At 38.0% G+C, this 13,130-nt stretch carries 6 protein-coding genes and 3 pseudogenes; 3 read left to right on the top strand and 6 right to left on the bottom strand.

All coding sequences use genetic code 11. From position 1 onward, the window contains the following. Window positions 1–97, bottom strand: a pseudogene (locus BHE89_RS21605) (NAD(P)H-dependent oxidoreductase); the annotation flags it as partial. Next, window positions 91–538 (bottom strand): annotated as a pseudogene (locus BHE89_RS21610) (NAD(P)H-dependent oxidoreductase); the annotation flags it as partial. The pseudogenes BHE89_RS21610 and BHE89_RS21605, both read right to left, overlap by 7 nt. Window positions 539–774: 236 nt before the next feature. Between BHE89_RS21610 and hrpA the strand changes: the two are divergent. Next, the gene (gene hrpA / locus BHE89_RS21615) at window positions 775–4,671 is read left to right on the top strand and encodes an ATP-dependent RNA helicase HrpA (protein ID WP_069369115.1); all 3,897 of its coding nucleotides are present in this window, start codon (window positions 775–777) and stop codon (window positions 4,669–4,671) included. A gap of 259 nt (window positions 4,672–4,930) precedes the next feature. On the opposite strand, the pseudogene BHE89_RS21620 reads toward hrpA, so the two are convergent. Together BHE89_RS21620 and ydgH are read right to left on the bottom strand one after the other, a co-directional pair. Next, a pseudogene (locus BHE89_RS21620) lies at window positions 4,931–6,326 on the bottom strand (basic amino acid/polyamine antiporter). Window positions 6,327–6,590: 264 nt separating this feature from the next. Further along, window positions 6,591–7,544 (bottom strand): DUF1471 family protein YdgH, encoded by a 954-nt coding sequence (gene ydgH, locus BHE89_RS21625; protein WP_069369117.1) that lies wholly within the window; start codon window positions 7,542–7,544, stop codon window positions 6,591–6,593. Window positions 7,545–7,930: 386 nt separating this feature from the next. Here ydgH and pntA point away from each other — a divergent pair, with 386 nt between their 5' ends. Together pntA and pntB are read left to right on the top strand one after the other, a co-directional pair. Further along, the gene (gene pntA, locus BHE89_RS21630) at window positions 7,931–9,460 is read left to right on the top strand and encodes a Re/Si-specific NAD(P)(+) transhydrogenase subunit alpha (protein ID WP_069369118.1); all 1,530 of its coding nucleotides are present in this window, start codon (window positions 7,931–7,933) and stop codon (window positions 9,458–9,460) included. An 11-nt stretch (window positions 9,461–9,471) separates the two neighbouring features. Continuing rightward, window positions 9,472–10,860 carry a Re/Si-specific NAD(P)(+) transhydrogenase subunit beta gene (pntB, locus tag BHE89_RS21635; protein WP_069369119.1) on the top strand — a complete coding sequence of 463 codons (1,389 nt, stop codon included), beginning with the start codon at window positions 9,472–9,474 and terminating at the stop codon, window positions 10,858–10,860. An 82-nt stretch (window positions 10,861–10,942) separates the two neighbouring features. On the opposite strand, the gene uspE is transcribed toward pntB, so the two are convergent. Next, window positions 10,943–11,893, bottom strand: coding sequence for a universal stress protein UspE (gene uspE / locus BHE89_RS21640; RefSeq protein ID WP_069369120.1), 951 nt, complete (start codon window positions 11,891–11,893; stop codon window positions 10,943–10,945). Window positions 11,894–12,034: 141 nt separating this feature from the next. Continuing rightward, window positions 12,035–12,793: an FNR family transcription factor gene (locus tag BHE89_RS21645; RefSeq protein WP_069369121.1), complete on the bottom strand. Its 759-nt coding sequence runs from the start codon at window positions 12,791–12,793 to the stop codon at window positions 12,035–12,037. Between the last annotated feature and the right edge of the window lie 337 nt (window positions 12,794–13,130).

Consider the following 13,130-nt stretch of genomic DNA (forward strand, 5'->3'; position numbering starts at 1 on the left):
AACCCGCCTCAGTATATTTAAATGTTTCACCCGCGCGAGCAATAAAATCAATATAATGCTTTAATTGAGATGAAATTGAAAAGTTATACATGGGTGCAGTTTATGGACACCACCACGACTGGTTAATACAATCGCTTGTTTATTTTCAATCAAACCGACAGAACCCGCCTCAGTATATTTAAATGTTTCACCCGCGCGAGCAATAAAATCAATATAATGCTTTAATTGAGATGAAATTGAAAAGTTATACATGGGTGCAGCAATGACTATCATATCGTGAGCTTTTAATTCACTAATTAATTCATCTGATAATGTTCTAGCTGCTTTTTTGTTCATCCGATAGCATTGCTGTCTCTTTGCCAAAAGCAAATAGAGTCGCTTGATCTAGAGCAGGCACAGGATCTTTAGCAAGATCACGTACTGTGATTAAGTCATCTTTATGATTATTCTGCCAATTTTCAATGAAGTAATCGGTCATTTTATTACTGTGTGAATAGCTATCTAAAATGCTGGATTTCAGTACAAGGATTTTTTTCATTTTCTTCCCGTAGTTTATAACATGTTCTATTTGTTTAAATTTATTAGTGAATAGTAGTTTACCTTATCTTTAAAAGATCACATTACAATCCTTTGAATATGCTATTCAAAAATTATTGATTATATGAAATCATATAATAAGAAATTTAATCAAGCCTTTATGTGCCAATAGCCTGTTGTGATATCATACAGACATTAGTTTTGATTAGAATAACCTCAAAAAAGGATAATAAAAAGGTGACATTATCATCTGCCACGCTCTATCAAGAAATAGAGCAATTATCGTTGCGGGAGCAGCAACGATTAAGAAAACGTCTACGTGGCGTCGCTAAAATCAATAATGAAGAGTCTAAACAAGCGGTATTAAGTGCAATTAAAGACGATATTACAAAAGCACAACAGATGATAATTCGCCGTCGTGCTAATTGTCCTGAAATTACTTACCCTGAAAACCTTCCTGTTAGTCAAAAGAAAGATGCCATTTATAATGCAATCAGAGATAACCAAGTCGTTATTATTGCAGGGGAAACAGGCTCGGGTAAAACAACTCAGATCCCTAAAATTTGTCTTGAATTAGGGCGAGGGATCAAGGGGTTTATTGGTCATACTCAGCCTCGTCGTTTAGCTGCGCGTTCAGTCGCTGAACGTATCGCTCATGAATTAAAAAGTACGTTAGGAGAATCAGTAGGTTATAAGGTTCGTTTTAGTGATCATGTCGGTGAGAATACCCTTGTTAAGCTAATGACAGATGGTATTTTATTGGCTGAATTACAGCAAGATAAACTGCTATTACAATATGATACTATCATTATTGATGAAGCCCATGAGCGTAGTTTAAATATCGATTTTATCCTTGGCTATTTAAAGCAATTATTACCTAAACGCCCTGATTTAAAAGTTATTATTACTTCTGCGACCATCGATCCTGAACGTTTTTCCAAACATTTCAATCAAGCACCGATCATTGAAGTTTCCGGTCGGACTTATCCTGTTGAAGTCAGATATCGTCCTATTGGTGGCGACGAGCTTGATAGTGATAAGGATATGACTGATGGTATTGTTGATGCTATTGAAGAATTAAGCAGAGAAAGTGCGGGTGATATTCTTATTTTTATGAGTGGTGAACGAGAAATTCGTGACACTGCTGATGCACTGAATAAATTGCAACTTCGACATACTGAAGTCTTGCCTTTATTTGCCCGTTTATCTAACAGCGAACAAAATCGAATTTTTCATCCTCATAATGGCAGACGTATTATTTTAGCAACGAACGTTGCCGAAACGTCATTAACGGTACCAGGTATTAAGTATGTTATTGATACCGGTTTTGCACGTGTAAGTCGTTATAGCTATCGAACTAAAGTACAAAGACTTCCAATAGAGCCTATTTCTCAAGCTTCAGCAAATCAAAGAAAAGGGCGTTGTGGTCGTGTTTCTGATGGTATTTGTATTCGCCTTTATTCTGAAGATGATTTTATTTCCCGTTCTGAATTTACTGATCCTGAAATATTAAGAACTAATCTAGCATCTGTTATTTTGCAAATGACATCAATAGGGTTAGGCGATATTAGTGCATTCCCATTTGTACAGCCACCCGATAAACGTAACATTCAAGATGGTGTTCGTTTATTAGAAGAACTAGGCGCATTACAAAACGAAACCGATCACAATGGTGCTTATCGTTTAACCCCTATGGGGAAACAACTTGCACAACTTCCTATTGATCCTCGTTTGGCGAGAATGGTACTTGAAGCGCGTAAATATGGTGCAGTCAAAGAATTGATGGTTATTACATCCGCACTTTCAATTCAAGATCCACGTGAAAGACCGATGGATAAACAGCAAGCATCTGATGAAAAACACCGACGCTTCCAAGATAAAGACTCTGACTTTTTATCTTTTTTAAATATGTGGGATTATTTAAAAAAACAACAAAAAGAGTTGAGTCATTCTCAATTTAGAAAGTTGTGTCGCCAAGAGTTTTTAAACTTTATGCGTGTTCGTGAATGGCAAGATGTTTATACGCAATTGCGGCAGGTTGTTAAAGAATTAGGCTTTCCTGTTAATAGTGAGCCTGCTGATTTCAGAAGTGTTCATGTAGCACTACTAAGTGGTTTGTTGTCGCATATTGGGCAAAAAGATGCAGATAAACAAGAGTTTACAGGTGCAAGAAATGCCCGTTTCTCTATATATCCAGGTTCGGGGTTGTTTAAAAAACCACCAAAATGGACTATGGTGGCGGAGCTAGTTGAGACGTCTCGTTTATGGGGGCGAATAGCGGCACGCGTTGAACCCGAATGGATTGAACCTATTGCTGAACATTTGGTGAAACATCACTATAGCGAACCTCATTGGTCAAAAGCGCAAGGCGCTGTAATGGCGAATGAAAAAGTGACTTTGTATGGTTTGCCAATTGTGGCTTCTCGACCTATTAATTACAGTCAAATTGACCCGCTTTTATGTCGTGAACTTTTTATTCGCCATGCATTAGTGGAGGGGGATTGGCAAACTCGTCATGCATTTTTTCGTGACAATTTAAAATTACGGACAGAAGTTGAAGAATTAGAGCATAAATCTCGTCGCCGAGATATTCTTGTTGATGATGAAACAATGTTTACTTTCTACGATCAACGGATACCTCAGGATGTTGTTTCATCTCGACATTTTGATAAGTGGTGGAAAGAGGCTCAAAAGTCATCACCTGATCTGCTTAACTTTGAAAAAAGTATGCTGATTAAAGATGATGCCAAACGTGTTAGCGCATTAGATTATCCAAATTATTGGCATCAAGATAATCTAAAATTACGTTTAACCTATCAATTTGAACCAGGTACTGCGGCTGATGGTGTGACTGTCCATATTCCATTACCTATTTTAAATCAGGTAAAAGACGAAGGTTTTGATTGGCAAATTCCGGGTATTCGTCATGAATTGATCGTGGCATTAATTAAGTCATTGCCAAAACCTATTCGCCGTAATTTTGTACCAGCACCTAATTATGCATCTGCTTTTTTAGAACGTGTACCCCAAGTTGAAGGCGATTTACTCGATAGACTTGAAAAAGAATTGCGTCGTATGACGGGAGTGACCGTTGATAGAGAGAGTTGGCAACTTGATCAAGTTGCAGATCACTTAAAAATGACATTCCGTGTTGTTGGCGATAAAAATAAAACGCTGGCAGAAAGTAAAGATCTCAATAAATTAAAAGAGAATTTAAAGGAAAAAGTCCAAGAAACACTATCAGCAGTCGCTGATCATGGTATTGAACAACACGATTTACATATTTGGAGTTTTGGTGATTTGCCTCAGCGTTATGAGCAAAAACGAGGTGGCTATTCAGTGAAGGCTTATCCAGCACTTGTGGATGAAAAAAACAGTGTAGGTATTAAGCTTTTTGAAACAGAATCTGAACAGCAAACTTCAATGTGGAAAGGGATAAGACGATTATTATTATTAAATATTCCGTCACCGATAAAATACTTGCATGAAAAATTACCGAATAAAGCAAAACTAGGTCTTTACTTTAACCCTTATGGCAAAGTGCTAGAGTTGATTGATGATTGTATTGCTTGTGGTGTTGATAAATTAATGGCGTCTTATGGTGGTTTAATTTGGCAAGAAGATGAATATCAAAAACTGCAAGAATATGTCAGAGCTGAATTAAATGATGCTGTGGTTGAAATAGCAAAGCAAGTTGAAGCGATTTTAACTCAAGTATTTGCTATTAATAAACGTTTAAAAGGGCGGGTAGATATTAGCGTTGCTTTTGCATTATCTGATATTAAAGCTCAACTTGGTCAGTTAGTTTTTCCTGGTTTTGTTACCTCGCATGGATGGAAGCGTCTTGCAGACATCCCTCGTTATTTAAGTGCCATTGAAAAACGAATGGAGAAACTGGCTATTGATCCTAATCGTGATCGCGCTCAAATGAGTCGAGTTGAAAATGTTATTCAACAGTGGCAACAGTGGTTAGGTAAACTTACAGAAAAACAAAAGCAGCAAGATGAAGTACAAAATATTCGTTGGATGATAGAGGAACTTAGAGTGAGCCTGTTTGCTCAGCAGATAGGTACACCGTATCCAATATCGGATAAACGTATATTGCAGGCGATGGAACAAATTAGTTTTAACTAATTTAATGATAGTATGTGTAGACCCACGAGAACATAGGTTTCTTGTGGGTTTTTTATTGGCTTGCTAATTAATAGTTACCTTTAAATTAGTTACAACATACTATATTTTTTTATCTTTATAAGCACCTAACCATCAATGTTATAAATAACAGCTTAAAAGGGAAATTTTGGTCTTAAGTGAGATTTTTTGACTTATTTTTGAAGAGAGGTGAGAACGAGAATAAAAGAGGTACTGTTTTTCCAGTACCTCTAAGAGTGTTTTAGTAAATAGCTAAATAGCCTAAAGCTGGGATCGCACCAAATAAGACAAGAACCAATAAAATTTTTTCACTGAATAATAGGGGTTTTTTGTCTTGATATTGCTTTCGTGTGTATAGAAATATCAGGATACCTGGCGCATACAATACGACAGAGAGCAATAAATTAATGACGCCTGATGCATAAAGTAGCCATAAACCATATAGGCTCGCTGGTATAGCTATTAATAATAAAGCACGACTACTGCGTGTAATTGCCACTTTAAATAAAAATGCGCCTACGAGAAAATAAGGCACAAGGATCATCTCTGATGCTATGGTCAATAATGTATTGTAGTTACTTCCTGTCAACCAAATTAAAATTAACGAGAATTGAACTGCATAATTGGTAAACCATAATGAAGATGAAGGAGCATCATTTTTTATTCTGCTTCCCTAATTGTTTAGGGAAAGAGTGGTGTAATGCGGCAATATATGGCACTTCAGCTGCCATGATTGTCCAACTTAAATAAGCACCACATACAGAGAGAATAAGCCCCGCGGCAATAACTATCTCGCCTATACTACCAATAAGCTGAACGAGTAATGGTGCCATTGATGGATTTTTCATCGCGGCTAATTCTGTTTGGCTAACTAAACCTTGTGATAACAAAGTGACAAGAATATAGATAACTAATGCGATGACAACGGCAAGTACGGTTGCTAAACCCACATCACGACGATTTTTAGCTCTTGCAGAAACGACAACAGCACCTTCAATACCAATAAATACCCATAGTGTAATTAGCATGGTATTTTTGACTTGATCCCAAACAGGGACACCTAGATTTACACCTTTAAAATCAAGGGTAAATATATCCATATTAAAAGCTAATAGAGCGACAATAACAAATAATCCCAAAGGAAGGAGTTTTGCCATGGTTGCCATTAGATTAATGCTGGCTGCTGTTTGAACACCACGTAAAACAAGAAAATGAACAACCCAAAGTAAGATTGACTCTCCAAGTAATGCCTGCCATGTATTGCCATCACCAAAAATAACGTTTTCTGGTGTATCTGTAAAAAAGCTAAAGGCAGCAAAAACAATAACAAGATAAGAAACATTAGCAACAACAGCACAGACCCAATATCCCCATGCTGAACAAAAACCAATAAATTCACCAAACCCTTCTTTTGCATAGGTAAAAATGCCACCATCAAGATCAGGTCGAAGGCGGGAGAGGAGTAATAAGGATGTCGCAAGAAAGAGGATACCAATGCCTGTTATCGTCCAGCCGATAATCAATGCAGCAGGACTGGCAACTTCGGCCATATTTTGAGGCAAACTGAATACACCTGCACCAACCATTGAGCTTAATACTAATGCGGTGAGTGATATTAAGCCGAGTTTTTTATTCAAGGATAATTACCTACATGATTAAAATTGTAAATAAATAGCGTATTTTCTTGTTTTTTGGTCAATAAATAGAATAAATATAAATATCTTAAATTTAAAGAAAGATAAAAACAACTAAAAAACAGCGGGGTTTTACGGAGAGTTAATTTGGTTGTCTATGCATTAAATCATAAAAATTATTCACTTTCACAAAATAATGATTAATTGATTAAATTTTGAATAAAAAAAACCTTGCCAGAGCAAGGTTTTTCAATAGGAAATTTTTTATTACTTGAATAGGTCGGCAGTAATAGTGACTGTACCACCGTCACTTTGCCATTCATTTGTAATATGGTAGAACTTAGCGCCTTTTGCGGCTGCACGTTTAGCAACCTGATATGAAATTTCTGGAGAGTTGACAAAGTATCCGCTAAAAGTAATGGTATCAAAAGGATCCATTAATGCAGCAGCTGCTTTGTTGACTTCTTGAATTTCAGTCCCATTTGGTAAAGTGACAGTGTAACGGCCACTTGTACCCGTGCTTTGTGTTTCAGCAAAAGCACCTACACTTCTATCAAAATCAGTGTTTGAAGCAAGACCCGGCTTTTCAACTTTATTTGCAGCGGCACCACCTTCAGCAATCAGTGCGCGACCCGCATCAGAATCATAAGGAACAACAGCTTCTGGTGCTTGAATAGCGCGTTTAGGTGCATCTTTTTTGTAGATATAAGCTGTTACTTCTTGGTTACCACCATCATTTATTGTTACGTTACGAACAATAAAGAATGATGCAGCACCTTTTTTAGCTGCCGCTTTTGCGATTGCGTCGTTAATATCAGGGGTTGTAGGGAAGTAACCTCGGATAGAAACGGTATCAAATGGTTGTAGCAGAATTGCTTCAGGTTTTGGTAGCTCTTTCACGCCATGAAAAACGCGATAGGTTTCTTGATCTGCTTTGGGGGCATCTTTATGGTAGAGATCAGCAGTCACACTCATGTTGCCGCTATCACTAATATCATCTAGACCTTGAATATAGAAACTATCAGCACCGACTTTATCCGCACGACGAGAGACCGCATCAGCGGCTTCATAAATAGCGTTAAAACGACCGATAACTGTAATTCTTTCAAATGGTTTTAGTTCTGCAGCTTGTTCGGGTGTTAATTCCTGAGCAGCCTGCGCAACAGTGATATTAGTTAAAGATAACATCGCTGCTGCGATGACTGAGGTTTTCAGCTTCATACAAAATCCTTCCGCCTTGCGCAATTAATATTGGTCATGTGCTGAACGTCGTGGTTTATCACATAGGGATTAATTATTACATGTAATAATAGCATTTGTCGCATTATTTTATTTAGCGAATCACCACAGAGTCAAATGACCAGTATATGTTACCAGATATTTACCTGAATATAGTGAATAATTCATAAATATGCCTTTTCGACTAAAATGATCCAATTAAGTTCAATTTTAGCTTTACACAGATATAGATTATTGGTTTTATTTTCAGTAGGTTATTAGAACTCCGATTAATGACATGTATATTATTATTTTTAACATTTTTTTTGCATGAATGTGAAGTTAACGGAGAAGTTTTAACAGATCTCTATGGATAAGAAGGGAAAATTATGCGAATTGGTATACCCAAAGAGCGACTTTCTAATGAAACAAGGGTTGCCGCTACACCCGCTACAGTGGCTCAACTCATAAAATTAGGATTTACAGTCGCAGTTGAAAATGGTGCTGGCATTGCCTCAAGCTTTGAAGATAAAGCTTATCAGGAAGCTGGCGCTGAGATCCTCACTCTTCAAAATGTTTGGGAATCAGACATTATTTTGAAGGTAAATGCACCTCTGGATGATGAAATTGCGTTGCTACAAGATGGCGCAACACTGGTCAGTTTTATTTGGCCAGCTCAAAATGCGGCATTGCTCGAAAAGTTAGCTGAAAAGAATATTAACGTTATGGCAATGGATAGTGTACCACGTATTTCTCGTGCACAATCTCTTGATGCGTTAAGTTCAATGGCTAATATTGCAGGTTACCGTGCCGTTGTAGAAGCTGCCCATGAATTCGGACGATTTTTTACTGGACAAATTACTGCCGCAGGTAAAGTACCACCAGCTAAAGTGATGGTTATCGGTGCAGGTGTTGCAGGTCTTGCTGCAATTGGTGCTGCCGGAAGTCTTGGTGCAATTGTTCGTGCATTTGATACTCGCCCAGAAGTTAAAGAGCAAGTTGAAAGCATGGGTGCTGAATTCCTTGAGCTGAATTTTAAGGAAGAAGCAGGCAGTGGTGATGGTTATGCTAAGGTAATGTCAAAAGCATTTATTGATGCTGAAATGGCATTATTTGCAGAACAAGCAAAAGATGTTGATATCATCATTACGACGGCATTAATTCCAGGAAAACCAGCGCCTCGTTTAATTACGAAAGAGATGGTCGATTTAATGAAGCCAGGAAGTGTTGTCGTCGATCTTGCTGCTCAAAACGGGGGTAACTGTGAATATACCGTGCCGAATGAAGTCGTTACGACAGAACATGGTGTAAAAATCATTGGTTACACCGATTTAGCGGCTCGTCTACCTGCACAGTCATCTCAACTTTATGGCACTAACTTAGTTAACCTATTGAAATTGTTGTGTAAAGAGAAAGACGGCAATATTAATATTGATTTTGATGATGTTGTCATTCGTGGTGTAACTGTCATTCGTGCTGGTGAAATAACATGGCCTGCGCCACCTATTCAAGTTTCCGCACAACCTAAAGCCACTCCTACTGCAAAACCACAAGAAAAACCCGTTGCTAAACCTGTTTCACCTTGGAAGAAATACAGTTTACTAGCAGTCGCCTTTTTATTGTTTGCATGGCTCGCAAATGTTGCACCGAAAGAATTTTTATCTCACTTTACGGTATTCGCACTTTCTTGTGTTGTTGGATATTACGTTGTTTGGAATGTAAGTCACTCATTGCACACGCCATTAATGTCAGTGACAAACGCAATTTCAGGCATTATCGTCGTCGGCGCTTTACTCCAAATTGGTAGTGGGGGCTGGGTTAGCTTATTTTCGTTTATCGCAATATTGATTGCGAGTATTAATATTTTTGGTGGATTTACTGTTACTCAACGTATGTTGAAAATGTTCCGTAAAGGATAAGGGAGACAATTATGTCCAGCGGAGTTGTTACAGCGGCATATATTGTCGCCGCGATATTATTTATTTTCAGCCTTGCCGGTTTATCAAAGCATGAAACCTCTAAACAAGGTAACTACTTTGGTATTGCAGGGATGGCAATTGCCTTGTTCGCAACCATTTTCGGACCTTATGCTGGCAATGTGGGTTGGATCATTATTGCAATGGCAATCGGTGCCGTTATTGGTATTCGTTTAGCTAAAAAAGTCGAAATGACTCAAATGCCAGAATTGGTCGCAATCTTACACAGTTTTGTGGGTTTAGCGGCAGTTTTAGTGGGTTTTAATAGTTATCTTGACCACAATACAGCAATGGATCCTGTCATGGTGAATATCCACCTAACCGAAGTCTTTTTAGGGATCTTCATTGGTGCAGTCACATTTACGGGTTCTATTGTCGCTTATGGTAAGTTAAGTGGGAAAATGTCATCTAAACCGATGATGTTACCTAATCGTCATAAATTAAATCTTGCAGCTTTGGTTGTTTCTTTTTTATTGATGATTTGGTTTGTTAAAACTGACAGTGTTGGCTTACAAGTTTTCTTAATCATCATCATGACAGTAATTGCCCTGGCATTTGGTTGGCATTTAGTTGCATCAATTGGTGGTGCAGATATGCCAGTTGTTGTTTCGATGCTGAACTCTTACTCAGGATGGGCAGCGGCGGCTGCAGGCTTTATGCTGAGCAATGACTTGTTAATTGTAACGGGTGCATTAGTGGGCTCTTCAGGTGCTATTCTTTCTTATATTATGTGTAAGGCGATGAATCGTTCTTTTATTAGCGTAATAGCAGGTGGATTTGGTACTGATGGCTCAGCTTCAACAGAAGAAGGGGAAATGGGTGAGTACCGCGAAACAACCGCTGAAGAAGTGGCGGATATGCTGAAAAACTCCACCTCAGTTATTATTACCCCAGGTTATGGAATGGCGGTTGCTCAAGCACAATACCCTGTGCATGATATTACTGAAAAATTACGCCAACGTGGTGTGAAAGTGCGTTTTGGTATTCATCCAGTCGCGGGGCGTTTACCGGGTCATATGAATGTGTTGTTAGCAGAAGCTAAAGTACCTTATGACATTGTATTAGAAATGGATGAAATTAATGATGATTTTGCTGACACTGATACAGTTTTAGTTATAGGTGCTAACGATACAGTGAATCCTGCGGCACAAGATGATCCTAATAGCCCAATTGCAGGTATGCCCGTATTAGAAGTGTGGAAAGCACAGAATGTTATCGTGTTTAAACGCTCAATGAATACAGGTTATGCTGGGGTTCAAAACCCGCTGTTCTTTAAAGAGAATACACAAATGTTGTTTGGCGATGCTAAAGCGAGTGTGGATGCAATTTTAAAAGCACTGTAATGTGATAAGCCAAAAATTGTTATAAAAATAAAACGCCAGTTAAAACTTAATTTACTGGCGTTTTTTATTTATTCATGGAAATTTATTCGTGATCACTATCGACAGTAATAGGGCAGGTAAAACCATCTGGCTTGATTGCCAATAAATCACATTTGATATGGTCGATAAGTTGTTCGGCTGTATTACCTAAGAATGCGGCGGATAGGCCTGTTCTTCCTAAAATACCTAAAACGACAATACCTGCATTTAGTTCTTCACAAACTTGAGGGATCACTTGCTCTGGTAATCCTTCTTTAACATGCGTTTTCTCTTCAGGAATACAAAATTTCTGGCGCAACTCTTTCATTGCAATAAGGTGCTGACCACGTAGTGCATTGTTATAAAGATTTGGATCAAAATCAGGTAACTCTATTGCGATATTAATAGGCGCAACAGGGTAGGCACTAAGTAAATGGACGTCAGGATCTTTTTGTATGCGATGAGAGAGATCCGTTGTTAGCTCAATCAGTTTTAGATTAAGGGCATCATGATAAGACTCTTCATTTGATAAGTTTGCAGCGACAACGATAGTACCGTATTCAGGCCACTCTTTATCTTTGACCATCCAAACTGGACAAGGACATTTTCTAAGCAATTGCCAATCTAGAGGGGTAAAAATAAGTGAACCTAATTTATCATGTTGGTGAGCCATTTTAATGAGTAAGTCATGTTGATTTGCAACGACTTCTTCAATAATTGCCTCATAAGGACGATTATGCCAAATGACTTTTATATCAATCTCTATACCCGCTTCAAGGTAATAGCGTGCTTGTTGTTTGATCCAAGCAGCCTTTTGGCTGATAACACCTTTACGCATTGCATTACGTTCATCGGGAGATAAAAGGGTTGTCATGTCATAAGAGAGATCATAAACAGGTAGAAAAGCTTTTATCCGCCCACCATTACGCTGAACGATATAGACAGCACGGCGAAGTGCTGGTTGGTCATCTTGGTTAGGATCAATGACAACGAGAAGGTTTTGATATTTTTCCATTGTAATATCCTCTTTAGGGCTGGATTTATCCATCTACAATTTAAAGATAACCCAAGAAGATAAAATGCAATAGCACAAAATAGAAAACGGGGCACAAATTTGTGTGCCCCGTTATAAAATTGGCGTGTGAAATGTAACAGATTAAACGTCAACTGACGAAGGAAGTTTGCCTGCAAGTTCACTTAACAGTGTACTATCTTCGATAGTAATGTATTTGCCTTTAACGCTTAACATGCCACTCTTCTGGAAGCGACCAAGTAAGCGGCTAATCGTTTCAACGGTTAAACCTAAGTAATTACCGATATCACCACGAGTCATGGTTAAACGGAATTCACGTGGAGAAAAACCACGCTGCGCGAAACGACGAGAGAGGTTATAAATAAAAGCGGCCAGGCGTTCTTCTGCATTCTTTTTCGATAACAGTAAGATCATTTCTTGGTCACCTTTGATTTCACCACTCATTAGGCGCATCATTTGTTGACGTAAGTTAGGCATTTTACCTGACAGGTCATCCAAAGTTTCGAATGGAATTTCACAAACCATCGATGTTTCTAAAGCTTGTGCGAAACTTGGGTGTTCAGTATTAATAATGGCGTCAAAACCAACCAAATCACCAGCAAGATGAAATCCTGTTATTTGCTCGTCGCCTTCTTCCGTAATGGTATAACTTTTAATTGTACCAGAACGTATGGCATAAAGTGATTTCAGCTCATCACCTGCTTTAAACAAGGTTTGACCTTTCTGGATGGGCTTTTTACGCTCGATAATATTATCGAGTTGATCAAGCTCATGCTCGTTTAAAGTAAACGGGATGCAGAGCTGGCTAATACTGCAATCCTGACAATGGATTGCACAACCGCCAGATTGGATTCGGCGAACGACGCGTTTTTCTGGGATCATAAGCTTGCTCATTACAAATAAAAAATATTGATATGCGTCAATTTTAACACATGTTGCAGTAATTAGTAAGGGGAAATAACGGTACGTGTGGAAATAATTCTGAATGTAACAAAACATGTATCTTGATAAAAAACAATGTTTTGCTTAAAGTTCTATTTAGAACAATTTGCGCTAACCCTATACTCAATTGGTATATTATTCGATTTTTTAACGAAGTCATAGTGCTATTACTAAATTATCCTTCTCAAAAACCAAAAATGAAGAGGTGCTTCAATATTTTCTATCTTTATATTGACATTTTATTTACGGTTTTATCTTAAATTAGTGTTTTTCATAT

Origin of the sequence: Shigella sp. FC1967 (assembly GCF_001743005.1) — a bacterium.
Lineage (GTDB): Bacteria > Pseudomonadota > Gammaproteobacteria > Enterobacterales > Enterobacteriaceae > Proteus.